The following is a 23127-nucleotide window of genomic DNA, read 5'->3' as shown; positions in this document are numbered from 1 at the left end:
GCGCGTGGCCATCGCCCGCGTACTGGTGCAAGACCCGGTCGCCATCCTGGCCGACGAGCCGATCTCCAGCATAGACCCCGAACGCAGCCGCGAGATCATGACCTTGCTGCGCGAGCTGTGCGACCGGCTCGACAAAACGCTGGTCGTCAGCCTGCATGCGCTGGAGTACGCCTATAGCCACTGCGATCGCATCATCGGCCTGCGCGAAGGCCGCGTGCTGTTCGACCTGCCGGTTGGCCAGGTTACGCCGGCCATGCTAGACGCGCTGTATCGCATTGAGTCATGCGCACATCTCTGAATTCCTCACGCGCGGCCGATCTGATGATGGCGACCCGCCCGGCCTGGCACAGCCTCTTGCGCGGCGGGCGATTGGTCGCGCTTGTGACGCTGCTGGCCATCGTCGGGTCGGCGATCCAGGTTGGCCTGTTTCGCGGCAACCTGATCAACGCCGGCGGGTGGGCGCTGGTGGGGCAGTTCTTTGCAGCGGCGCTTCGCCCGGAACTCAGCCCGGATTTTCTGGCGCTCACGCTCCAGGCGACGCTGGTGACCTTCGCCTACGCCATCAGCGGGCTGGCGCTCAGCTTGGTCATCGGCTTCGTCGGCGGCTTGCTCTCCTCGGAGGTGTGGTGGCTGGCGCGTCGCCCTTATCGCCGATCGCCGACCACAACCCTCGACTCGCCCTGGTTGATCGCGCGCGGCGCGTTGGCCGTGCCGCGCGCGATTCACGAAGCGATCTGGGGCCTGTTCCTGGTGCGCATCCTCGGCCTCGACCCGCTGGTGGCGATCTTGGCGTTGGGCATTCCGTTTGGGGCGATCACCGCCAAAGTGTTCTCAGAGATCATAGACGAGATACCGCGCGACGCCTTGGCGGCCCTGCTCAACAGCGGAGCAACGCCGGCGCAGGCCATGCTCTACGGCGTGCTGCCGCGCGCCTTGCCCAACCTGCTCTCATACGCGTTCTACCGTTTGGAGTGCGCCATTCGCTCGGCCACCGTGCTGGGGTTGATCGGCGCCGGCGGGCTGGGCTACCAGATCCTCCTCAGCCTGCAATCGTTGCGCTATGACGAGATGTGGACGTTGATGGCGGCGCTGCTGGGTCTGAGTGGACTGACCGATTGGCTCAGCGCGCGCATCCGCCAAGCGCTCGGCGCACCTGCGCGGCTGGCGGTGGACATGGCCGCCGACTGCGCGACGGCGGCGGCTGCCCGCGCGCGCGCTACGCCTGCCTCGCGCGCACTGCTCGCTTTGCTGGCCGTCGCTGCGTTGCTCGTGCCGCTGTCGGTGGGGTATATCCGGCCCGATTTTGGCAAGCTCTTTGCGCCGCGCACGGGCATGCTCCTCGCCGATTTGTTCGACCAGATGATCCCGCCCGACCTCTCGCTAGCGGTTGTGGGGACGCTGCTAGGCCTGTCGGCGCAGACGCTGGCGATGTCGGTGGTTGCCATCGCGGTGGCGGGCGGGTTTGGCTTGGGGCTGGCCTACGTGGCGGCCCGGCCGGCCCGCCGGACGCGCAGCGCCTGGCTAGTTTACAGCGTCGCGCGCTTTGTGCTGCTGCACTGCCGCGCCATCCCGGCCCCAGTGTGGGCATTGCTGATCTTGTTCGTGATCTTCCCTGGCCCGCTGCCCGGTGCGTTGGCGATTGCCGTGCACAATCTGGGCATCCTCGGCCGGCTGATCGCCGAAGCGGTAGAGAACGCCGATGCGCGGCCCTCGCGCGCGCTGAAAAGCGCCGGCGCCCCGCCCGCCCAGGCTTTTCTCTACGGCCTCTTGCCCATCACCCTGCCCCAGGCCCTGGCCTATATCTTTTATCGCTGGGAGATCGCGATGCGCGAGACGGTGATCGTCGGCTTCGTCGGCGCAGGTGGCGTGGGGCGGTTGCTGACCGAGCAACTGAGCAGCTTCGATTACGCCGGCGTGCTGGCGACGCTCATCGCGCTGTTGGTCCTGACCGTCGTCGTGGACGGGCTGAGCACGTTGGCCCGACGAGTGTTTCGCTAGGTTGCCGGCCGGCCCGCACGTGCCGTGCCGACGGACCCGCGCACAGATACAAGCTAGTCAGCGCCGCACCGCAGGCATGAAGCGGTGGTGCGGCAGGCTATTCACCACGCGCAGCCTTACGTTGACCGTGGCCGTGGTGCTGGCGTTGGTGGCGTTCAACTTCAGCGTGCCGGTATATGAGCCGGGGGCGCTTGGCACTTGGCTCATCTGCAAGCTCAGTTGGACGTTCGGGTAGGGCGTGCTGCCAGATGAAGGGGTGACCGTGAGCCAGGGTGGGGATGTCCCGACTTGCCAGTTTAGCGCTTGGTTCGAGCCAGCATTCGTCACCAGGAGCGGGGCGGACTGCGGAAAGCGCTGGCCCGTCGCGAGCACATACACGAAGTTCACCTGGGCGGGCTGGGCCGACAGCACCGGCCCGCCGGTGGTCAATTCGATGGTGTCGCAACTGGTGGTCGTCTGGCTGCCGGATTGGAGTTCCGCGCAAACCTGGCGCACTCCTTGAATCCAATTGAGCGTCCAGGTGAACGAGTTGGAGAAAGGTTGCCAGGTGCCCCACGGGCCGTCGTCGTTACGCAGGCGCATCTGCTGCCAATTGCCGTAGATGAACACCGACACGGTCGGAGTGGCCGTGCGCGAGTATTCGCGCTGAATCACCAGCGGATAGACGTCTTGCCTGCGGCCGAAGTTCTGCACCCAGTAGTGATAGTATGAGCCGCCCGCAGCGTAGCCCACCCCAATCTCCCAAAACTCCGCGAACTCGATATTGCTGCGGTGGCCGGGTGAGTCGAGCCAGCCCTCCATCACCTCGCTGGGGGTGAAGTAGCCGGCGGCGATGTTCTCGCCTATCCAGTTCCAGTTCGGGTAAAAGCCCTCAATCCGCTGCCTAGTCGAGCAGGCGACAACGAGCTGGCCGTTGACACGGTCATAGGAAGTGTGTGCGAAGTAGTCATCATCGCGCATGTCGTGGGCGTGATAGCGGGCAGCCAAGTCCAGCGATGCGACGCGCTTGAGGCGCGGTCGGCCGATTGAGGCGCGATGGTCGTTGACCTGCTCGACCACCTGCTGCTCGAAATCAGCGTTGGCCGGCGGCACCGTGATGGGCGAGCAACCGCTGAACAAAGGCCGGGCGGCAGTGGACGCATCGTATTGTATGCTCACGGGTTCGCCGATGACAACGTCAACATCAAGCGCGTGCGACGTCAGCGACAAGAGCACCAGCCACACAGCGCCGATCACGTTCTTTGCGCCATACCTTACCCACTGTGTCATGAGCACTCCTCCCCTGCGTGTTTGTAAGAATGCGGCTGCTGGTCAGTCAAGGTATCAGGCTAAGCCGAGCCGTCGTTGATTGTAATGTGCGCTGTGTAAATCGCCGAACCCCGGTGGGCCATCGGCGCTGGCCCATGCACGGTTGCAGGAAGGGGCGGCGGGCCTTATGGAAAGAGTCGGCGCGCCTTGACCTCGGCCACGGCATCTTCGCGATAGCGATACAATTTTGCGGGGCGGCCTTCGCCGCTGTGCATCATGCCGGTTTCCTCGATCACCCGCGCCTGCAGGATGCGCCGGCGGAAGTTGCGCTTGTCCAACCGCTCGCCCAGGACCGTCTCGTATGCCTGTTGCAGTTGGCTGAGGGTGAACACCGAGGGGAGCAACCGAAAGCCGACCGCGGTGTATTCCAGCTTGTAGCGCAGTCGCTTCAGCGCATAGTTGACGATCTCGGCATGATCGAAGGCCATCTCCGGCAGGTCATAGACCGACTTCCACTGCGCATCGCTGGTGCTGTTGCCGGCGTGCAGCGCCAGCGGCGCCGGCACCAGCGCGAAGTACGCCACGGTCACCATGCGCCCGCGCGGGTCGCGATCCACCCGGCCGAAGGTGTAGAGCTGCTCGATGTGCACGCCGCGCACGCCGGCTTCGTCGAACAATACGCGCGCCGCGGCGTCTTCGAGCGATTCGTCGTGCTGCACAAAGCCGCCCGGAATCGCCCAGCGGCCCTCGAACGGCGGCGTTTTGCGCTTCACCAGCAGCACTTGCAAATCGCCATCGCGGAGGGCGAAGATCACGGTGTCCACCGTGACGAAGATGTCGGATGTCGTGGTCATGCGTCGCTAGTATCGCCGGAGAAAGCGCTCGACGGACTGCTCGAGGGTGATCTCCCCGCTGCGCACCGGTTGCTCGAACTCCTTTGCCCAACCGTAGATCAACCCCGAGGCGATTTGGAGTTCGCGCAGCATCACGCGCGCCAACGCTCCCCCTTCATCCAGGAAACCGGTCTCGTAAAAATCACGCTCGGCCTGTTGCCGGTCGTATGCCAAGCGCACGATGCGGGCATGCCAACGGCCGCTATGGCAGGTCACCTGCGCGTAGCTCAAACGCCAGTCGCCGTCGAACGGCAAGCCCACCGAGCCAGCGTTGACGACCAGCGTGCCGTTCAGCGTCCGCGTGAGCGGCTGGTGCGTGTGCCCGACGCAGAACACCGCCGGCAGCGGCTGCCCCAGCTTGGGCGGGAGTTCGTCATCAGTCGTCTGAGGATATACGCCATCGCGGGTGCCGAGCATCGAGGCGTGCGTGATGCGCGCATCGCCGGCCGGCCCAGGCAGCTCGCGCGCAAACGGCATCGCTTCCAGCGCTGATACGTCGCGATTCAACTGCTCATACGTCCAGCGCGAGGCGCGCTGGATCTCGGCCTGGGGGCCGACCGTCGGGCAATCCGGCTTGCTCTGGGCGATCACGTACTCCTCGTGGTTGCCGATGACCATCAGCCAGCCCGCCGCGCGCGCTTTGGCCAGCACTAGGTTCAGACAATCGGCCGAACGAGGCCCCCGGTTGACGGTGTCGCCGGCGATGACCACCACATCCGGTCGCCACACCTCGACATGTTCGACGGCGTTGAGCAGCGCCGGATAGTTGCCGTGGATGTCGCTAAGGACGGCTAATTTCATTCTAGCTGCTTGATCTCCTGCCAGATCGCGCGTATTTCGGCTTGGCCCATCGCGCTCAACGCAAGCCCGCGCTCGCGGATGATCCGCTCCAACGCGCGGAACCGGCGGGCAAACTTGTGGTTGGCTTCACGCGCTGCGGTCTCGGCGTCAATCCCATAGCCATCAGCCCAGTTGGCGATGGTGAACAGCAGGTCGCCGATCTCCTCGGCACGATGCGCGTCGTCGCGGGCACTGGCCGCTTCCTCCAGCTCCTCGCGCACCTTGGCCAGCCGATCGTCGTGGCCATCCCACTGAAAGCCGGCTTTCTCCGCGCGATGGGCCAATTTCTGCGCCTGGGCTAAGGCGGGCAGCGCCGGCGCGATGCCATCCAGCGCCGAACCGCCCGCCTCAACCTTGGCCGCCTGCTCCTGACGCTTGATGGCGTGCCAATTGGCGATGACCTCCTCGGCGGTGTTGACGACCACATCGCCGAACACGTGGGGATGCCGGCGGCGGAGCTTGGCATCCACTTCGGCGATCACGTCGCCCATGCGAAACTCCTCGGCTTCGGTGGCAATTTGGCACTGCAACACCACGTTGAGCAACAAATCGCCCAGCTCTTCCTTGAGCGCTTCCAGGTCGCCAGCGTCAATAGCCGCCAACACCTCGTAGGTCTCCTCAAGCAGCGTGCTGCGCAGCGACTCGTGTGTTTGTTCGCGATCCCACGGGCAGCCCTCCGGCGCACGCAGGTGCGCGATTGTCTCCTGGAGCGATTCGAGGCCGCCCGGCCGCGGCAGCGGCGGTACGTAGAGCGACGTCAGATGGTCGAAGCGCTCGGCGTGGTCAAGCTCGGCCAGGGGGACGAGGAGGCAAGGCGATGCAACGAGCGCTGCTCCCCCCTCGCTGCCGGCGCCGCGAACGACGAAGACGGGATGCTGCGGCGGATACTGGTTCATCAGCGTGAGCTTGACGTCGGAGGCGACGGCGCGCGAGTGGATTTGGGCGATCAGCGCCGGACGATCTGGGTTCAGCGGGGGATGATGGCGCGCGGCCATTTCGAGCGCGTCGCCGATTTGCAGGCCGTCCAGCGGGTCGAGCGAAAGGGGTTGAAGGTCATGGGTTGAGGGTCGAGTCGGTGCGGTCGAGGTGTGATCCGAACTCGGAACTAAACTCAACGCTTCCAGCGTGGATTCGATGAAACTCATCCCGCCGACGATGCGAGTGAGGATGCCAAGCTGCCGGGCGCGCCGGAGGATCAGCCATACGCTGGCCTCGCCGACGAGGGGGTGACCCGGCACGGCGTACACCACATCGCCTGAAGTCGCCTGAGCCGCTGCGATGATCGCCTCAGCGATTTGGGCATACACATCGTCGAAGTCGGTCGCGCTCTCGTAGAGCGCGTCGAAGTCGTGTAGCGCGAGGTGAGCCGGTAGTCCAGCGACGGCCGGGTGATGCCGTGTTCTCAGGTAAACACGCTCCACCGCGCTGAGCACCTCCCAGGCTTCCCGCGTCAGAAGGTTTGCGCTTCCGGGACCTAAGCCAAGCAAGATTATCACGATCTTCTCACCAAACTCTAAACCAATTGGGCTTGTTCTGATCTGGAGCAATACTACAATCAAAGGGCCGTAATTTGAAGAGTAGTTAAGGAGTTCGTTCATGGCGAGCCTTTCTGGCCCACTGAGTGTGTCCGATCCCAAACCCAAGAAGCAAAAGAAAAAGATCGACATCCCCTATAACCGTTGGCCGAACCGCTTGCGCCGGGCGATCCGCAGCTTCATCAAAATCTTCATCCTGGTCAGCCTGGGCGTCACGATCTACATGCTGGCCACCATTGACGACGTGTCGCTGAACATGTTCTTCAGCGCAGTGGGGCTAGCCATTGACCTCTCGTTGCGCATCATGGCTGTGCTGCTCAGCATCGTGCTGCAGTTCGGCTTGCTGTTCTGGTTCCTCTCCCGCCCCCAGGTGGAGATCATCCGACCCGGCGACGACACTACCGTCACCTTCGATGATTACTGGGGCCAACCGCAGCTTGTCAAGCTGGTGAAGCAGTGGATGAGTCTGTTGCGCGATCGCAAGGAATTCGAGAAGATGGGCGGCAAGTACATCAGCGGCTTGCTGCTCTACGGCCCGCCCGGCACCGGCAAGACGATGCTGGCCAAGGCCATCGCCGGCGAGTCGGGCATGGCGTTCATCAGCGCGCAGGGCACCAGCTTCCAGGGCATGTTCTGGGGCATGGACATCCTGAAGGTGCTTCGCTTCTGCAAGTGGGCGCGCGACCTGGCCAAGAAGTACGGCGCCTGCGTGGCCTACATTGATGAGATTGACGCGGTGGGCATGAACCGCGGCGGCGTGCGCGGCAGCGGGCCGCTGGTCGGCAGCTTCACCGGCTTCGGGTTGGGCATGTTCGCGCTCTCCACGCTGCTTAGCCAGATGGACGGCATGAACCAGCCCTCGCGCAGCGAAAAATTCTGGCGGCGCGTGTATCGCATGTTTGGCCGCGAGTATCGCCCCAAGCGCAACTGGCACGTGATGTGGATGGGCAGCACCAACCGCCCCGACGTGCTGGACCCGGCGCTCACCCGCTCCGGCCGGCTGGACACCAAGATCGCCGTCGAGCCGCCCGACCGCGCCAGCCGCCGCCTGATCATCCAGGGCTACTTGAGCAAGATCCAGCACGATGACACGGTGGACGTCGAGGCCATCGTTGCCGATACGGCCGGCATGACCCCCGCCGACATCGCCGGTGCCATTACCAAAGACGCCGTCCGACTGGCGTTCTTCGACGGGCGCAAGAAGGTGAGCCAACGGGACATTGACAAGGCGTTCATGGAGCAGACCATCGGCATCGAGACGCCAGTGGAAGAGATGGACGAATCTCAACGCCGCGTGCTGGCCTATCACGAAGCCGGCCATGCCGTCGCCCAATACTACGTCATGCCCGATCAGAAGATCGTCCGCGCCACCATCGTGCGGCTCTCCAGCGGCGCGCAGGGCCACGTCATGCCGGTAGACACGGTGGATCAGCACGTCGAGCCGGTGATGCGCTACGCCTACGAGATCATCGTGTCGCTGGCCGGCCGCGCCGCCGAGAAGATCCTGACCGGCGAGATGTTCGCCTCCACCGGCGGCGACTACCGCAACGTGCAGATCAACCTGTGGAAGCTGGCGGTGTACGGTTACTTCGGCCCACGCATGGCGATGCGCTTCGGATCGTTCGGCGCCGACAACATGGCCTCCGCCATGGCGCAGGATGATGTGCTGGAGAAATATTGGCTGCAGATGGAGCAAGTGACCGAGAAGCTGCTCCGCCGGCACTGGAAAGAAGTGACCGCGCTCGCCGAAGAACTCCTCGCCAGGAACACCTTGAACGGCAAAGAAGTCGTCGAGATCATCGAGGCTAACCAGAGCCTCGAAGCGTTCAAGGAAGAGGAGATCATCCCGCGCACGCTGGCCGCCATTCGCGCCCAGACGCTGGCCGAGTTGCGCAACGGCAAGAGCGGCGGCCAGTTGTTGAACGAGCCGGTGCCGGCGACTGTCGAAGCCAACGGGATGAATCGCCCCGTCGCCGAAGACGAGCCTGTGGTGATCATCAACGGCGCGTCGAACGGCAACGCATCGCATCAACCCACACCTGCGACCGTCGGCGCAGACGCGGACAATCCACCTGGCGAGGGGCCGACGTTGATCAGCAACGGCGTCGGCGATTTCACCCCTGAGATCGTCCACGGTCAGGATCAGCAGCCGCCCTCGCCCGAACAGAAATGAACGCTCAAGAGGTCAGATCGCTTCGCACGGTCTGACCTCCACCCTCGGTGCGCGCGTTTGTCCTCTCCGGCGGCGGTAACCGCGGGCCGTTGCAGGCAGGGGCCGTCAAGGCCTTGCTGCAACACGGCGTGGCGCCCGACATGGTCGTCGGCTCGTCCGTAGGCGCGCTGCACGGCGCTTATCTCGCCGCCGAACCCACGCTCGCTCAAGCCGAGCGCATGATCCAGCTCTGGCGCGATGCCGGTCGGCGCAGGCTATTCAGCAGCTCACCACTGCGCTCGATGCTCAAGGCGCTGCATGGCAGCGATCATCTGGCCGACAGCCGACGCATCCGCGCCTATATCGAACAGTCGCTGCCCAATCACGTGCGCACCTTCGGCGACTTGCAGATCCCGCTTTACGTAACCATCTGCCACCTGCAGACGCTCACACTTTATCTCTACGGCGACGATCCGAGCGCGCCGTTGATTGACGCTGTGCTCACCAGCGCCGCCGTACCCGGCTTCTTCCCACCCACATACCACAACGGTCAAGCGTTCGTGGACGGCGGCGTGATCTCCAACCTGCCGATCCTGGTTGCACTGGCGCGCGGCGCCACCGAGATCTGGGCGCTCGACCTGTCCTTCGAGGTGGATGCCGGTGCGTCGCTCAGAGGCGCCTTCGAGATCGCCGGCTACGCGATCAAGCGCCCGCTCTACAGCCTAGCGCTGCGCGAGTTGGAAGCTGCCGTGCAGACGCCCGGCGTCACCGTGCACCACATCGCGCTGCCGGCCTACGCCAACCTGCAACTAGGCGACTTCTCGAAGACCCAGGTCATGCTCGCCGAAGGCGAACGTTTGGCCTGTGCCTATCTGGCGCACCCGCGCCCAAACCAGATATGCTATCCGCACCGCTACACGGCGCGCGACTTGCCGCCCGGCCCACCCGGCGCGCGCCCGTTCCTGTAGCCCATCCGGCGCAGGTCTAGGCCAAGCCCGCCGCCACAAAACGGCCTCGTCCTGCCACGGAGACACGCGCGAGTTGGGTTAAGATTCAATGACCGTGCGCAGTCCAGCGTTCTTTCCGGATCGTTTGCTGCGGCGATTCAGCGGCCGTCGCCCACAGCAGACCCGCGCGCCTCGTTATTCCTGCCGCATCCCCGGCAGGATGACCCTTCTGGGCTTTGCTTGTATCGCCTCGCTCTGGGCGGCTGCGGAGGCCCACGCCGGCGGCGTGGTGGGCAGCGGCACGCCGGCCAGTTGCACCGAGGCCGCGCTGCAGGCTGCACTCGCCGGCGGCGGGTTAGTCACCTTCAATTGCGGCTCGAACCCGGTCACCATCACCCTGACCAGCTCGCTCACCATCTCCCAAACGACCGAGATTGACGGCGGCGGCCCCGCCCAAGGCGGCAAGGTCACGCTGAGCGGCGGCGGCAGCGTGCGCATCCTCTTCTTCGACGTGAGTTACTTGAACAGCACGAGCACGCCCGTCACGTTGACGCTGCGCAACCTCACGCTGGCGAACGGCTATAGCAATCGCGGCGGGGCGCTCCGCGCCGTCGGCTACAACGCGCGCGTCCGCATCCACAACAGCGTGTTCCGCGACAACGACAGCACCGCCGAGAACAAAGAAGGCGGCGGCGGCGCCATCTCGATGCACTACGGCGCGTTGCACATCGAGGACAGTCTGTTCGAGCGCAACCGCGGGATCAACGGCGGCGCGATCAACAACCTGCGTTGCCCGATCACCGTGCTGCGCTCCACCTTCCGCGACAACGACAGCACGCCGGGCAGCAACGCCAGCGTCAACTTCGGCTTCGGCGGCGCCATCTACAACGACGGCGCCAGCCGTCATTCCGGCATCGGCAATCAGGGGATCGGCGGCGAGGTGGTCATCCGCGACAGCGTCTTCATCGGCAACCAAGCGCGCAACCACGGCGGCGCCGTGTACACCTACCTCTACTACCCCGACCGCTCGACCATCGCGGGCAACTTGTTCATGAGCAACACGGTGTATGCCCGCTACGGCGGCGTCAGCGCCAACGGCGGCGCGCTGATGCACCACAACGGCCCACTCACGCTGCACAATTCCACTTTCGTCGGCAACCGCTCCGAGCAAAACGGCGGCGCGATTCGCATCGCGCAAAGCACCACCTACACTGCCTGGAGCACCGCCACGCTGGTCAACCTCACCATCGCCCACAACCGCGCCGACGCGCTCGCGGCCAACCGGGGCAGCGGCGGCGGGCTGCACATCGAGGGCGGGCAAGTCACTGCCATCAACCTGACGGTAGCCTATAACCACGCCGACGAGTTCGGCGGCGGGATCTACAATGCCAGCGGCTCGCCGGCCAACGCGCAACTGCGCAACCTGATCATCGCCGGCAACCAGCTCGGCGGCGGCCACACGTCCACGCAGTGCTTTGGCGCGCTGAGCGGCAGCCCCAACCTGCAAAGCCCGAGCGGGTCCGATTGCACCACCGGCATTGTGCGGGCCAACCCACTGCTTGCGGCCGGCGTCGCTAACAACGGCGGGCCGCTGCCGACGCTGGCCCTATTGTCCGGCAGCCCGGCCATTGATGCCGGCGTGAACTGCCCGCCGCAAGACCAGCGCGGCGTGGGGCGCTTCGGCCCATGCGACCTGGGCGCCTTCGAGTATGTGCCCGATTCTGCATACTCCCACAAGTCGTTCGCGCCGATCGTGATGCGTTGAGCAACTCAGCCCGCCGCTGGCGTTCGGCTCCCCGCCGAGTTGTTCGACCATCCTAAAATGACGCTCTCATGCCCATCGAACAGCTCCTGCTCATCGTCGCCGGGCTGTTGGCCCTGAGCGTGCTGGCGAGCAAGGCGTCCAGCGTGCTCGGCGTGCCATCATTGGTGTTGTTCCTCGCCATCGGCATGCTGGCCGGATCGGAAGGCCTCGGCGGCATCTACTTCGATGACGCGCGGCTGGCGCAGGCGGTGGGCGTGGTGGCGTTCAACTTCATCCTGTTTTCGGGCGGCCTGGACACGGCGTGGAATGAAGTGAGGCCGGTGTTGAAGCACGGCCTGGCATTGGCGACGGTGGGCGTGCTCATCACCGCATTGGCCGTAGGGCTATTCGCGACGGCCGTGCTGGGCTTTTCGCTCCTGGAGGGGCTGTTGTTCGGCGCCGTCATCTCGTCCACCGACGCGGCGGCAGTGTTCAGCCTGATGCGTATGCGCGCCACCCGGCTGGCCGGCCACCTCGAGCCACTGATCGAATTGGAGTCCGGCAGCAACGATCCGATGGCGGTCTTTCTCACGATCGGCATGATCAGCCTGCTGACCACGCCGGGCGCAAATGCGCTCGGCCTGGTGCCGATGTTCGCCTTGCAGATGTCACTCGGCGCTGCATTCGGGCTGATGAGCGGTTACCTCGGCGTGCGCGTGATGAATCGCATCCGCCTGCAGGCCGATGGGCTTTACGCGGCCATCACCATCGCCATCGTGCTGGTCGCCTACAGCGCCACGACGCTGGCCGGGGGCAACGGCTTCCTGGCAGTGTATCTGTGCGGCCTGTATATGGGCAACCAAGACTTCATCCACAAAGGCAGCCTATCGCGCTTTCATGATGGCCTGGCCTGGCTGATGCAGATCGCCATGTTCCTCACCCTCGGCCTGTTGGTCTTCCCTTCGCAGTTGCTCCCGCTCACCGGCGTGGCCCTGCTGAGCGCGGCCTTTCTGGTCTTCGTGGCGCGTCCGGCGGCGGTCTTGCTCTCGCTGTTCTGGGCGCGCATGTCACTGCGCGAACTGGCGCTGGTGTCGTGGGCGGGCCTGCGCGGTGCTGCGCCGATCGTGCTGGCCACCTTCCCGCTGGTGGCCGGCTTGCCGCAGGCGGACTTGATCTTCAACCTGGTCTTCTTCGTGGTGCTGACCTCGGTCTTGCTCCAAGGCACCACCGTGTCGCTGGTGGCGAATTGGCTGGGGTTGAACCTGCCCGAAGAGCGGCGCGTGCCACCGACGCTTCGCGTGATAGACGCCTCGGACGCCCGGCCGGTGGAAATCCGCATCAGCGCGTCTTCGCCGGCGGTGGGCAAGCAAATCGTGGACTTGCACCTCCCGCGTGGCGCGCTCATTGTGTTGATCACGCGCAACAGCGGTCATATCGTGCCGACCGGCAGCACGGTGATCGAAGCCGACGACACGCTCACGCTGTTAGCAAGCAAAGAGGATGCAGAATCCGCCCGCCAGCAGATCCTCAAGAGTTGAAGCGCGGCTCAGCCCAACAGCAGCCGCGACGCGACGCCGCCGGCCAGCAGGGCGAACGAGGCGACGATCAGCGCGCCGTCGCGCCATCGCAGGCGCAGCGTCTGCGCCCAGGTGCGTGGCCCGGTGCCGAAGGCGCGCAGGTCCATGGCATTGGCGCGCTCCTCGGCGTCCAGCACGGCGCGCACCACCACCGGCACGATGAGCGGGGCAAAGCGGCGCCCCACGGTGAGCATCGCTTTCAGGCTACGATCGCGCGATTCCAGCTCGTAGCCGCGCGCCCGTTGAGCGTCTATGGTGATGCGAAAGTCGCGGATGAGCGTGGGCACGAAGCGCAAGGTGAGGTCGAGCGCGAAGGCGAACGTGTCGGGCAGGCCCATGCGGCGGAAGGTGACGCCGAGTTGGGCTGGGTCGAAGGTGAGCATCACGGCCAGCGAAGCGGCCGCCATGGCCAGGGCGCGCAGCGCTTGCTGCGCCGCCTCCAGCGGCGTGCGAAAGAGCAGATTCAGCGCGGTGATGAACGCGATGAAGAGCAACGCGCCGATCCAGATAGGTCGGATGCGCGCCCACGGCAGGCGCGCCACGCCCAGCACAGCCAACGCCAGCACGGCCAGGCCGGCCAGGGCGCGCCAATCGTTCGCCACCAGCACCGCCGTGGTCAGGCAGGCGTAGAAGGTCACGCGCGCGCGGGGGTCAAACGTTTGCGCCGTCATCATCGTCCCTTCCTTGCGGCCGGGCGTCTTGGGCTACGTCCGGGTCCGCCCACGCCAACTCCGCCCGGCGCAACATCGCTTCGTCATCCAGCACTACTGACGGCGGCCCGTCGGCGACAATGCGCCCGGCGTGCATCAGCAGGACACGGTGGGCGAACCGGCGCGCCAAGGCAAAGTCGTGCGTCACCATCAGGATGGCGCGCGGCCCGTGCGGGGCGCGCAGCAATCGGCGCAACAGGTCCTCGGCGGTGTCGTCGTCCAAGCCGGCGGTGGGTTCGTCCAGGATCAGCACCTCCGGCTGCATGGCCATCACGCTGGCCACCGCCACGCGCTTCTGCTGGCCGAAGCTCAGCCCAAACGGCGATTGATCGAGCGACAGGTGGCTCAACCCCACAAGCTCCAGGGCCTGGCCGATGGCAGCGCCGATACGGTCCTCCGCCATGCCCACGTTGCGCGGCCCGAAGCTCAGCTCCTCGCGCAGGGTGGGGGCAAACAGCATGGCGGCCGGATTCTGGAAGACGTAGCCTACCCGGCGGGCGATTTGCGCCACGCTCAAGCGCGCGGCATCCATCTCGCCGAGAAAGACCCGGCCGCGCGTTGGGCGCAGCAGGCCGAGGGCGGTGCGGCACAGGGTGGACTTGCCGGCGCCGTTGGGGCCGATCAAGGCGATCACCTCGCCGGCGCGCACCTCGAACGACACCCCGCGCAGTTGGGGCTCGGCGGCGCCGGGGTAGGCATAGTGCACGTCGCGGAAGGTCAGCAGGGCCGGCCCCGGCGCCTCCGGCGGCAGGGGCGCAGGCAGTGCACTCGGCCCAGCGACGCCTTCGTCCGGCCGACTGCGCCATGCGTGAAAGCCGGCCGCGTCGCCGTCGAAGGCCACGGCGCCGTCGCGCAGCGCCACGCACCGCTCCGGCGCAATGCGCAATGCCTCGTGCACGCGGTGCTCCACCAGCGCGATGGCCAGACCGTCGTCAGCCAGCCGGCGAAAGAGCGCCAGCGCCCGGCGCGCCGAGGGCAGGTCGAGCGAAGCCAGCGGCTCATCGAGCAGCAGCACCCGCGGGCGCATCGCCAGCGTGGCGGCGATCACCACTTTCTGTTGTTCCCCGCCGCTCAGGGCATACGTCGGTCGCTCCAGCAAAGGCTCGATGCGCAACTGGCGCGCCACCGCGCTCACGCGGGCGATGATCTCCTCCCGCGGTAATCCCAGATTCTCCAACCCGAAAGCGATCTCGTTCCGCACCCGCGCCGCCACGACCTGCTTGTCGGGGTCTTGCAGCACGGTCCCGATGCGGCGCGCCAGTTGCGCTAATGACCACTGGGCCGTAGACTCCCCGTAGTAAAGGATGTGGCCGGAGAGTGTTCCCGCTTTGTAGCGATGTGGGATGAGGCCGTTGATGCAGCGGGTGAGCGTGGTTTTGCCGCTGCCGCTGCGACCTACGATCAGCGTCACCTCGCCGGCCCGAAGTTCGAGCCCGACGTTGCGCAGGGCCGGCTGCTCGCGGCGCGCGTAGGTATAACTCAGATCGGTGATGCACACCGCGGCGTGATGTGAAGCGTTTGGCTGATCCATTCAGCGGCCCGGCGGACAGGCATTGTATCAAACAGGTGCCGGCGCGCCAGCATGGGCAAGCGCCCAACAGTGGCGGCCTTTTCTGGTGTGAGGGAGGATACGCTCGGCGTGCATTGCGCGCCGGCGCGACGCGATGAATTTCACTAAAAGGAGAACCCTAATACTATGCTCTCGACCTCTTCTCATCCTTGGTCGGTCAACACCCGGACGGTGGTGTTGGCCGCGGTCTTCGGCGCGATGGTGGTGGCTTTGCAGGTGGTCGGCATCGGCTCGATCCCCGTGCCCAATTTGAGCGGTGCCATGACCACGCTCCTGATCCCGGTGATCCTGGGCGCGATCATCGGCGGGCCGCTCGTCGGGCTGTTCGCCGGGTTGATCATGGGCGTGCTCTACTTGATTTTGCCGGCGACCGCAGCATTCGGCCCCATCACGCTCATCGTGCCGCGGTTGGTGTTTGCGCTGGTGGCGTGGGCGGTCTTCCGCGCGCTGAAGCGCGCCGAGGGAGACACCACCAACACCGTGGTAGCCAGCGCTGCGGCCGGCGCCGCCGGCGCGCTCACCAACACCGTGACGGCGGTGGGGATCGCCATCCTGCTGGGCCAGGTGCCGGCTTCGATCATCCCCGCCATCCTGCCCCAGGCGCTGATCGAGCTGGTCGGCTGCGCCGTCCTCATCCCCATTGTGGTCGCGGCGGTGGAGTCCGCGTTGAGGGCGCGCGCCGCCTAGCCCGGCTTGCCGATCGGACGGAGCAGTGCGCGGCGCCCGTGGCCCCAAGCCTCAGGGCGCCGCGCTGTGGTTGCCCGCGGCGAGCGCAACGCCGCGCGGATGTTTCGATGCTGCCGTGTGGGACGCGCGCCGCTTCGCCCTGCACCTCACTCCCCGCGGAGGGCAGCCACGGTGCGCTGTAACCCACTCTCGAGCGAGACCTGCGGTTGCCAGCCCAGCTCCGCGACAGCCCGGCTGATGTCCAATTGGCTGTGGCGCACCTCGCCCGGCTGCGCCGGGGCATAAACGGGCGCGTGCGGGTAGTCGCACAGGCGTGCCAGCGACGTGAACAGCGCGTTCACCGAGGTGGGGTGTCCGGTGGCGATGTTGTAGATGCCCTGGCCGCGGGTGATGGCCAACAGATTGGCGCGCGCGACGTCGCCGACGTAAACGAAATCGCGCGTCTGCTCCCCATCTCCGTAGATCACCACCGCTTGCCGGCGCAACATGCGCCGGGTAAAAATAGACACCACCCCCGCCTCGCCTTGGCTGCCTTGGCGCGGGCCGTACACGTTGCTGTAGCGCAGGATGCACACCTCCAAGGCATGCGCGCAGGCATAACTGCGCATCAGCCCCTCGCCGGCCAGTTTGCTCACACCGTAAATGTCGAGCGGCAAGGTGGGGGCGGTCTCCGGGGTGGGCCGCTGAGCGGCATCGCCGTAGATCGCGCCGCCGGTCGAGGCGAAGATCACCTTGCGCACGCCCCAGCGGCGCGCTGCCTCAAGGATGTTGAGCGTGCCGGCGACGTTGACGTTGAGGTAGAGGTGTGGCGCGGCGAAGCTCTCGCGCACGTCCGCGCGCGCGGCCTGATGGAGGATCACCTCCGGGCGCTCGGCGCGGACAACGGCCTCCACCGCGCCTTGATCGCAGATATCTACGCAGTGCAAGGTGACATCGGCGGGCACGTGCGCGCGGCGGCCGCGGCTGAGGTCGTCGAGGACGCTCACGCGGAAGCCGGCCTCGCGCAACGTTTCGACGAGGTGCGAGCCGATAAATCCGGCGCCGCCGGTGATTAACACGTTGACCGTCATGCGCGTGCAGTAGTGGGCGAGAGTTTACCTTTGGCCTGCTGAGGGCGTGGGCTCGGCTTCACGGGGCGGGCGAGAGGTCGCGCGCGCACGGCAAACCGCCCAGCGGCTCGGCGGCCCACACCGCGTTGAGCACGGCCTGCGCCACGGCGTCGGCGGCCAGTGCGCCGACCGCGCTCACATCGGCGGGGCGCTCGCCCAAGGAAAGGGCGAAGATGGTGTCGCCGTCCAGCATGGTGTGGATGGGGCGGATGACGCGCGCCAATCCGTCGTGGGCCATCTGGGCGACTTTAGTGGCGTGGGGCTTGGACAGCGCGGCGTTGGTGGCGACCACGGCCAGGGTGGTGTTCTGGCCGGGGAAGCGCTCGGCCAGGCGCGCAATGGCCAGGCGGTCGGCGTTGGCCAGGTAAGCCGTCGTGTCGGCGAAGCCGTCGTCATCAAGCCGGCGCGCGCCGGCGAGGATGCGTCCGCTCTGCGGGTCAACCACGTCGCCGAAGGCGTTGACGGCAACCAGGGCCGCGACGATGAGGCCGTTGTCCAGGCGCAGGGCGGCCGAGCCGAGGCCGGTTTTGGTGGCGCGCCCGAAGCCGAGGACCTTGCCGCAGCTTGCGCCCGTTCCCGCTCCAACATTGCCCTGGACGACCGGGGCCTCTGTGGCGGCCTGACAGGCGGCGTAGCCGGCGGCGGCGTCGGGGCGCACGTCGGCGCGACCGACGGGCAGGTCAAACAAGACTGCTGCCGGCGCGATGGGCACCTTCGCCACGCCTACATCGAAGCCGTAGCCGCGTTCCTCCAGCCAGCGCATCACGCCGTCGGCGGCGGCCAGGCCGAAGGCGCTGCCGCCGCTCAACAACACGGCATGCACGCGCTCCACGCTGCAGGTCGGCGCCAGCAGCGCCGTCTCGCGCGTGCCCGGCGCGCCGCCGCGAACATCCACGCCGGCCACTGCGCCGGCGGGGCAGAGCACGACGGTGCAACCGGTGCCGGCGGCCAGGTGCGTCCAATGGCCTACCTGCAATCCGGGAATGGCAGTCAGGGTGGGGTTCATTCTTTATCCGAGATACCGCATCGCCGCCAGCGCATACATCCGCGCGGCCAGCTTGATCTCTGCGATGCTCACCCATTCGTCCACGTGATGCGGAATGTGGATGTCGCCCGGCCCACACGTGACGATGGGGATGCCCTTGCGGGCGTGCAGGATGGTGCCGTCGGTGCTGCCGGGCACGCCGCCGTAGATGGGCGGGGTGCCGGTCAAATCGGTGTAGGCAGAAGCGAGCGACTGCACGATCGGATGGTCGCGTTGGGTGTGGATTGGGTGTCGCACCTCGACCACTTCAAACGCATAGCGCAGCCGGTCGTCCACTGCGACGCAGGCGGCGAGCATTTGCTCAACGCGCCGCGCGAGCGCGTCGGGGTCTTGGCCGGGAATCAGGCGGATGTCGAGCACGCACTCGGCAGCGCCCGGCATGACGTTGGCTTGCGGCTCGCCTTCGCCGCGCGCAGGCGACATGACGATGGTCGGCGTGATGCTGGGTTGGCCGAGGAACTCATGCCGGCCGTGCCGGACGATTTCGCGCTCCTCCAGCGCTTGCACCATGGTGAGAAAGCGGGCCATGGGATACATGGCATTTACGCCGGTCAGCGGCATGGCGCCGTGGCTCATCACGCCGCGAATGACGCAGCGCAACCACATCACGCCCTTCTGCGCGATGCACAGGTGATTCTCCTCCGGCTCGCACACGATGCACGCCGTCACGTGATCGGCCCAGCCGCGCTCCACAAAGTGCTTGATGCCGATCATGCCACCCTCTTCGTCGCACACGGCGCCCAGCAGGATGCCCCCGTTCAAGTCAACGCCGCTGCGAACGATGGCCTTGATCGCGGCCAGCGCGCAGCACAAGCCGGCCTTCATGTCGTTTGCGCCGCGCCCGTAGATGCGCCCGTCGCGGATAACGGCGCTGAACGGTGGATCCGTCCACTGGGTCGGGTCGCCTTCGGTCACCACATCGGTATGACCCTCGAACATCAGCCACTTCCGCGCATGGGGCGACGCGGGCGGCCGCAGCAACTCCTCTATCGAGAAATCGGGCGACGAGGCGTAGGCGGCGATGACGTTAGGTCGGCCAGGGACGACGAACTCGAAGCGGGTTTGTAAGCCGATGTCGCGACAATGCGCCTCCACCCAGCGCGCAGCGGCTTCCTCGCCGATGCCCTGCTCGGGCTTCCACACGCTGGGGATGCGCGTCAGCGCCTGAACCCAGCCGATCAATTCGTCGTCATCAATGCAGTCGAGCACGCGGCGTTCGAGATCGGAAATCATGCGTCATCTCGGCGTTCATCGCAATTGATTCGGCGCTAGAGCGGCGGCGTAAAGCGGCCATCCTGCGCCGTCCAGCCCGCGTCCACGTAGAGCACCGCGCCCGTGACGTATGAGCTGGCATCGGAGGCGAGATACACCACTGCGCCGGCCATCTCATGCGGCTGCGCCCAGCGGCGCAGGGCGTTTTTCTCTGCATAGGCGCGATACCAGTCGGGATGATTGCGGATTGGGGCGGTGAGCGGGGTCTCCACCACGCCGGGAGCGATCAGGTTCACGCGCACGCCGCGCGGCCCCAGCTCGGCGGCCAGAGCGCGGCACAATTGGCGCACGCCGGCTTTGGTGGCCGCATATACGCCCTGCCCCGGCTCCACCACCTCGCCGCGAATGCTGCTGAAGACGATGATGCTGCCGCGCCCGCGCTCGGCCATGTCGCGCGCCACGTGGCGCATCAGCATGAACGTGCCGCGCAGGTTCAGGCCGATCACCCGGTCGAATTCCTCGTCGCGGATTGCCAGCAGCGGCTTGCGCACGTTGATGCTGGGCGTGCTCACCAACACGTCGAGCGGCGGGGCATCCTGCAGCGCTTCGGCGATGGCCGAAGCGTCGCGCATGTCGAGCTGGAGTGCGCCGGCACCGCCGCCGATGTCCTGCGCCACGCGCTGCGCAGCGGTCAGGTCGAGGTCGGCGCAGATCACGCGCGCGCCATGCGCGGCCAGCCCATGCGCGCTGGCCGCGCCGATGCCGCTGCCGGCGCCCACCACGAGCGCGGTGCGGCCGGTCAGGTCGAACATCCGACGATAGTCGAAGGCTGGGGTTGTCATAGGCGACAAGTAAACACCAGAGACGCCTGGCTGAAAAGCAGCGTTGTTAGAATACGCGCCTATCGAGCGGCTGCTATGATCCGAGACCACCTCATTCGTTGCATCGCCGACGCCATCGGCCGCGCCCAGCAAGCCGGTGAACTGCCTGACTGCGCCATACCGGCGATCGCTGTGGAACATCCGCGCCAGCCGGAGATGGGCGACTACGCGACCAACGTGGCCATGCAACTGGCGCGCGGGGCCAAGATGTCGCCCGCGACGATTGCCGAGACGATCGCCCGACATCTGCGCGCCATGCCGAGCGCGCCCTTCTCCGTCGAAGTCGCGCAAGGCTTCATCAACTTTCGCCTGACGCCCGCCTATCTCTCACAGCAAGTTGACGTCATCCTCGAGCGCGGTGCGCGCTGGGGGGAGATTGACCTGGGGCGAGGGCGCAAGGCGCAGGTGGAGCACGGCAGCGCTAACCCCACCGGCTACGCCACGATCGGCACCGGCCGCAACGTGGTGGTGGGCGACACGCTGGCCAACACGCTGGAGGCGGCCGGCTATCAGGTGCATCGCGAGTGGTACATCAACGACGCCGGCTCGCAGGTGCGCGTCTTCGGCGCGAGTGTGTATGCGCGCTATGCGCAGGCGCTGGGCGTGGATGAGCCAATGCCCGAGCGCGGCTACCTGGGCGAGGACGTGCAAGAGGTGGCCCGCCTCATCGCTGAGCGCGAAGGCGACAAATACCTGCGCCTGCCCAAAGATGAAGCGGTGCGCGCGTTGGGACGGCTCGGCATCGAAGCGGTGATGGCCAACATCAAGCGCACGCTGGCGCGGCTGAACATCCGCTACGACAACTTCTTCAGCGAGAAGAGCCTGTGGACCAGCGGCCTAGGCCACGAGATGATCGAGCGCCTACGCGCCAAAGGGTTGGTGATCGAACACGACGGCGCGCTGTGGTTCAGCGAGGATGGCTCGCCCATCCGCAGCGGCCAGGGTCAGCGCCGCACCGACGAAGAATACGCCGCGGACAAGGACGAAAGCGGCCGGGCGCTTCCGGTGCAGGCCGTGTTGATTCGCTCGCCGAAGGTGATCCATGATCCCGAGGAGCGACCGACTTACTTCGCCAGCGACATCCCCTACATGTGGCACAAGGTGATGCTGCGCGGCTTCAACCCGGCCATCTACGTGTGGGGCGAAGACCACCAGGCCGACGCGCCGCGCCTGCACGCTGCCGCGCGCGCCCTCGGGCTGCCGGAAGGTTCGATCCGCATCCTGATCTACCGCTTCATCACCCTGCTGCGCAGCGGCCAGGAAGTGCGCATGGGCAAGCGCAAGGGCAACGCGCTGCTGATTGACGACGTGGTGGACGAGATCGGCCCCGACGCGTTTCGCTACATCATGCTCTCGCGCAGCGTGGACACCAAGTTCACCTTCGACCTGGACGTGCTGAAGGAGCAAAATGAGAAGAACCCGGTCTACTACGTGCAATACGGCCACGCGCGCATCTGCGCCATCGAGCGCAAGGCGGCCGAGGAGAACTGGGGCGTAGCAATCGGCGACCCAGGATCGCATCCGGCGCCGAGCGCATATTGCTATGAGCACCCTGCCGAGCAAGCCCTCATCCGCAAGCTGCTGCAGTTGCCGGAAATCGTCGAGCTGGTGGCGACGACGCTGCAGCCGCATCACTACACCACCTATGCCCGCGAGGTGACTCAGGCCTTCAGCAAGTTCTACGAGGAATGTCGGATCAAGGGCAGCCCGCCAGAAGTGGCCCGCGCGCGCATGAGGCTGGCGCGCGCTGCGCAGTTGACGCTGGCGAAGACGTTGAAGCTGATGGGGATGAGCGCGCCGGAGCGCATGTGATTTTTGACATTGAGCGTTGACATGGGCATCAAACCCGATCATTGGATCCGCCGCATGGCGCTCGAACATCGCATGATCGAGCCGTTCGTCGAAAATTCCATCCGGCAAGGCGTGGTGAGCTATGGGCTATCGTCCTACGGCTACGACATTCGCGTGAGCGACGAGTTCAAGATCTTCACCAACGTCAACTCGGCCATCGTGGACCCGAAGAACTTCGTGCCGCAATCGTTTGTGGACTTCAAGGGCGACGTGTGCATCATTCCGCCCAACTCGTTTGTGCTCAGCCGCACGGTGGAATACTTCCGCATTCCGCGCGAGGTGCTGGTGGTGTGTCTGGGGAAGAGCACCTACGCCCGCTGCGGCCTGATCGTCAACGTCACGCCGCTGGAGCCGGAATGGGAGGGCTACCTGACGCTGGAGATCAGCAACACCACGCCGCTGCCGGCCAAGGTGTACGCCAACGAAGGGATCGCCCAGCTCATCTTTCTGGCCGGGGATGGCGTGTGCGAGCAGAGCTACCGCGACAAGAAAGGCAAATATCAGGGTCAGACCGGCGTCACCCTGCCGCGCATCGAGCAGGGCGGAGAACGATGAACGCTTCGTCTCCGCTGGGCGAAGCGCGCCGGGAGCGCATCGTCGCGCTAGCCCGCGACTTGATCCGCTGCAAAAGCCTCTCCGGCGAAGAACGCGACATTGTCGACGTCGTGGCGCGCGCGATGACGGCGCTCGGCTATGACGAGGTGAAGGCCGATGCGCCTGGCAACGTGGTGGGGCGCTTGCGGCCGGCTGCGCCGTCGAGCGAAGGCGCGCTGCTCTTCGACTCGCACATGGACACCGTCGCAGCCGCCGGCGATTGGACGAAGGACCCCTTCGGCGGCGAGGTGAGCGATGGGCGCATTTGGGGACGCGGCGCCAGCAACATGAAGGGCGCGCTGGCAGCCAGCCCGTGCTCAGCGGCATTCGCCCGACAAGACGGGCGGCTGCGCCGCGATGTGCTGGTGTGCGCCAGCGTCAATATCGGTTACTATCGCTTCTGCACGAACGCCGCGCGCAGCGCCGGTATGCTGGGCATTCCCACCCTGGGCTTCGACCCAGGCCTGGAGACCGACGCGCACATCGCCGATGAGTCGCTCAGCCTGGATTAGCTCTTCGGCGCCGCCGAGGGCT

At 66.2% G+C, this 23127-nt stretch carries 19 protein-coding genes and 1 pseudogene; 10 read left to right on the top strand and 10 right to left on the bottom strand.

From position 1 onward, the window contains the following. Window positions 1-298: pseudogene (locus tag GXH28_RS10315) on the top strand (phosphonate ABC transporter ATP-binding protein); the annotation flags it as partial. Then, window positions 283-1998 (top strand): PhnE/PtxC family ABC transporter permease, encoded by a 1716-nt coding sequence (locus tag GXH28_RS10310; RefSeq protein ID WP_240550326.1) that lies wholly within the window; start codon window positions 283-285, stop codon window positions 1996-1998. The pseudogene GXH28_RS10315 and the gene GXH28_RS10310, both read left to right, overlap by 16 nt. A 57-nt stretch (window positions 1999-2055) precedes the next feature. Here GXH28_RS10310 and GXH28_RS10305 read toward each other — a convergent pair whose 3' ends face one another. The 4 genes from GXH28_RS10305 to mazG all read right to left on the bottom strand — a co-directional run bounded on the left by GXH28_RS10305 (window position 2056) and on the right by mazG (window position 6577). Further along, on the bottom strand, window positions 2056-3267 hold the full coding sequence (locus GXH28_RS10305; protein WP_206156796.1) for a CAP domain-containing protein: 1212 nt from the start codon (window positions 3265-3267) through the stop codon (window positions 2056-2058). A 164-nt stretch (window positions 3268-3431) separates the two neighbouring features. Then, entirely contained in the window at window positions 3432-4100 is a 669-nt protein-coding gene (locus tag GXH28_RS10300; protein ID WP_169238941.1) for an NUDIX hydrolase, read from the bottom strand. 6 nt (window positions 4101-4106) lie between these two features. Beyond that, window positions 4107-4940: a metallophosphoesterase family protein gene (locus GXH28_RS10295; RefSeq protein ID WP_169238940.1), complete on the bottom strand. Its 834-nt coding sequence runs from the start codon at window positions 4938-4940 to the stop codon at window positions 4107-4109. Further along, window positions 4937-6577 carry a nucleoside triphosphate pyrophosphohydrolase gene (gene mazG / locus GXH28_RS10290; protein WP_240550325.1) on the bottom strand — a complete coding sequence of 547 codons (1641 nt, stop codon included), beginning with the start codon at window positions 6575-6577 and terminating at the stop codon, window positions 4937-4939. Before mazG ends, GXH28_RS10295 begins: the two co-directional genes overlap by 4 nt. Here mazG and GXH28_RS10285 point away from each other — a divergent pair. The 4 genes from GXH28_RS10285 (at window position 6576) to GXH28_RS10270 (ending at window position 12895) form a co-directional block, all read left to right on the top strand. Then, entirely contained in the window at window positions 6576-8687 is a 2112-nt protein-coding gene (locus GXH28_RS10285) for an AAA family ATPase (protein WP_169238938.1), read from the top strand. The two genes, mazG and GXH28_RS10285, sit on opposite strands and share 2 nt — an antisense overlap. Window positions 8688-8734: 47 nt before the next feature. Next, window positions 8735-9634 carry a patatin-like phospholipase family protein gene (locus GXH28_RS10280; RefSeq protein WP_169238937.1) on the top strand — a complete coding sequence of 300 codons (900 nt, stop codon included), beginning with the start codon at window positions 8735-8737 and terminating at the stop codon, window positions 9632-9634. A gap of 199 nt (window positions 9635-9833) precedes the next feature. Next, a complete protein-coding gene (locus GXH28_RS10275) occupies window positions 9834-11378 on the top strand; it encodes a choice-of-anchor Q domain-containing protein (RefSeq protein ID WP_169238936.1) in 1545 nt (514 codons plus the stop codon). Between the two features lie 68 nt (window positions 11379-11446). Then, window positions 11447-12895, top strand: a complete 1449-nt coding sequence (locus tag GXH28_RS10270; RefSeq protein ID WP_169238935.1) for a potassium/proton antiporter — start codon at window positions 11447-11449, stop codon at window positions 12893-12895. Window positions 12896-12903: 8 nt separating this feature from the next. On the opposite strand, the gene GXH28_RS10265 is transcribed toward GXH28_RS10270, so the two are convergent. Both GXH28_RS10265 and GXH28_RS10260 read right to left on the bottom strand, forming a co-directional pair. Further along, window positions 12904-13608, bottom strand: a complete 705-nt coding sequence (locus tag GXH28_RS10265) for an energy-coupling factor transporter transmembrane component T family protein (protein ID WP_169238934.1) — start codon at window positions 13606-13608, stop codon at window positions 12904-12906. Beyond that, window positions 13586-15175 carry an ABC transporter ATP-binding protein gene (locus GXH28_RS10260; protein ID WP_169238933.1) on the bottom strand — a complete coding sequence of 530 codons (1590 nt, stop codon included), beginning with the start codon at window positions 15173-15175 and terminating at the stop codon, window positions 13586-13588. Before GXH28_RS10260 ends, GXH28_RS10265 begins: the two co-directional genes overlap by 23 nt. Before the next feature lie 165 nt (window positions 15176-15340). Between GXH28_RS10260 and GXH28_RS10255 the strand changes: the two genes are divergently transcribed. Next, window positions 15341-15901, top strand: coding sequence for an ECF transporter S component (locus GXH28_RS10255; RefSeq protein ID WP_169238932.1), 561 nt, complete (start codon window positions 15341-15343; stop codon window positions 15899-15901). 146 nt (window positions 15902-16047) lie between these two features. On the opposite strand, the gene GXH28_RS10250 is transcribed toward GXH28_RS10255, so the two are convergent. From GXH28_RS10250 to GXH28_RS10235, 4 genes are read right to left on the bottom strand one after another with little or no spacing between them, the layout of a single operon-like run. Beyond that, window positions 16048-16971, bottom strand: coding sequence for an NAD-dependent epimerase/dehydratase family protein (locus GXH28_RS10250; RefSeq protein WP_169238931.1), 924 nt, complete (start codon window positions 16969-16971; stop codon window positions 16048-16050). A gap of 58 nt (window positions 16972-17029) precedes the next feature. Next, complete coding sequence (locus GXH28_RS10245; RefSeq protein WP_169238930.1) at window positions 17030-18016, bottom strand: P1 family peptidase; 987 nt, start codon at window positions 18014-18016, stop codon at window positions 17030-17032. 3 nt (window positions 18017-18019) lie between these two features. After that, a complete protein-coding gene (locus tag GXH28_RS10240) occupies window positions 18020-19288 on the bottom strand; it encodes a M20 family metallopeptidase (RefSeq protein WP_169238929.1) in 1269 nt (422 codons plus the stop codon). A 35-nt stretch (window positions 19289-19323) separates the two neighbouring features. After that, window positions 19324-20109, bottom strand: coding sequence for an SDR family NAD(P)-dependent oxidoreductase (locus GXH28_RS10235; RefSeq protein WP_169238928.1), 786 nt, complete (start codon window positions 20107-20109; stop codon window positions 19324-19326). Between the two features lie 75 nt (window positions 20110-20184). Here GXH28_RS10235 and argS point away from each other — a divergent pair, with 75 nt between their 5' ends. The 3 genes from argS to GXH28_RS10220 are packed head-to-tail and all read left to right on the top strand — an operon-like array spanning window position 20185 to window position 23105. Further along, window positions 20185-21960, top strand: coding sequence for an arginine--tRNA ligase (gene argS, locus GXH28_RS10230; RefSeq protein ID WP_169238927.1), 1776 nt, complete (start codon window positions 20185-20187; stop codon window positions 21958-21960). 21 nt (window positions 21961-21981) lie between these two features. Beyond that, window positions 21982-22554, top strand: coding sequence for a dCTP deaminase (gene dcd, locus GXH28_RS10225; RefSeq protein ID WP_169238926.1), 573 nt, complete (start codon window positions 21982-21984; stop codon window positions 22552-22554). Further along, a complete protein-coding gene (locus GXH28_RS10220) occupies window positions 22551-23105 on the top strand; it encodes a M20/M25/M40 family metallo-hydrolase (RefSeq protein WP_169238925.1) in 555 nt (184 codons plus the stop codon). Before dcd ends, GXH28_RS10220 begins: the two co-directional genes overlap by 4 nt. Window positions 23106-23127 lie beyond the last annotated feature (22 nt).

Origin of the sequence: Candidatus Roseilinea sp. NK_OTU-006 (assembly GCF_012931985.1) — a bacterium.
Lineage (GTDB): Bacteria > Chloroflexota > Anaerolineae > J036 > Brachytrichaceae > JAAFGM01.
Note: the sequence above shows the minus strand (reverse complement) of the source record. Positions and strands in the feature narration are given on the sequence as shown.

Coding starts and splice junctions, on each gene's coding strand:
- GXH28_RS10285 (WP_169238938.1), top strand. CDS start 6,576: ATGGCGAGCCTTTCTGGCCCACTGAGTGTGTCCGATCCCAAACCCAAG.
- GXH28_RS10220 (WP_169238925.1), top strand. CDS start 22,551: ATGAACGCTTCGTCTCCGCTGGGCGAAGCGCGCCGGGAGCGCATCGTC.
- GXH28_RS10310 (WP_240550326.1), top strand. CDS start 283: ATGCGCACATCTCTGAATTCCTCACGCGCGGCCGATCTGATGATGGCG.
- GXH28_RS10240 (WP_169238929.1), bottom strand. CDS start 19,288: ATGATTTCCGATCTCGAACGCCGCGTGCTCGACTGCATTGATGACGAC.
- GXH28_RS10305 (WP_206156796.1), bottom strand. CDS start 3,267: ATGACACAGTGGGTAAGGTATGGCGCAAAGAACGTGATCGGCGCTGTG.
- dcd (WP_169238926.1), top strand. CDS start 21,982: ATGGGCATCAAACCCGATCATTGGATCCGCCGCATGGCGCTCGAACAT.
- GXH28_RS10300 (WP_169238941.1), bottom strand. CDS start 4,100: ATGACCACGACATCCGACATCTTCGTCACGGTGGACACCGTGATCTTC.
- GXH28_RS10260 (WP_169238933.1), bottom strand. CDS start 15,175: ATGGATCAGCCAAACGCTTCACATCACGCCGCGGTGTGCATCACCGAT.
- mazG (WP_240550325.1), bottom strand. CDS start 6,577: ATGAACGAACTCCTTAACTACTCTTCAAATTACGGCCCTTTGATTGTA.
- GXH28_RS10245 (WP_169238930.1), bottom strand. CDS start 18,016: ATGAACCCCACCCTGACTGCCATTCCCGGATTGCAGGTAGGCCATTGG.
- GXH28_RS10265 (WP_169238934.1), bottom strand. CDS start 13,608: ATGATGACGGCGCAAACGTTTGACCCCCGCGCGCGCGTGACCTTCTAC.
- argS (WP_169238927.1), top strand. CDS start 20,185: ATGATCCGAGACCACCTCATTCGTTGCATCGCCGACGCCATCGGCCGC.
- GXH28_RS10255 (WP_169238932.1), top strand. CDS start 15,341: ATGCTCTCGACCTCTTCTCATCCTTGGTCGGTCAACACCCGGACGGTG.
- GXH28_RS10235 (WP_169238928.1), bottom strand. CDS start 20,109: ATGACAACCCCAGCCTTCGACTATCGTCGGATGTTCGACCTGACCGGC.
- GXH28_RS10250 (WP_169238931.1), bottom strand. CDS start 16,971: ATGACGGTCAACGTGTTAATCACCGGCGGCGCCGGATTTATCGGCTCG.
- GXH28_RS10295 (WP_169238940.1), bottom strand. CDS start 4,940: ATGAAATTAGCCGTCCTTAGCGACATCCACGGCAACTATCCGGCGCTG.
- GXH28_RS10275 (WP_169238936.1), top strand. CDS start 9,834: ATGACCCTTCTGGGCTTTGCTTGTATCGCCTCGCTCTGGGCGGCTGCG.
- GXH28_RS10270 (WP_169238935.1), top strand. CDS start 11,447: ATGCCCATCGAACAGCTCCTGCTCATCGTCGCCGGGCTGTTGGCCCTG.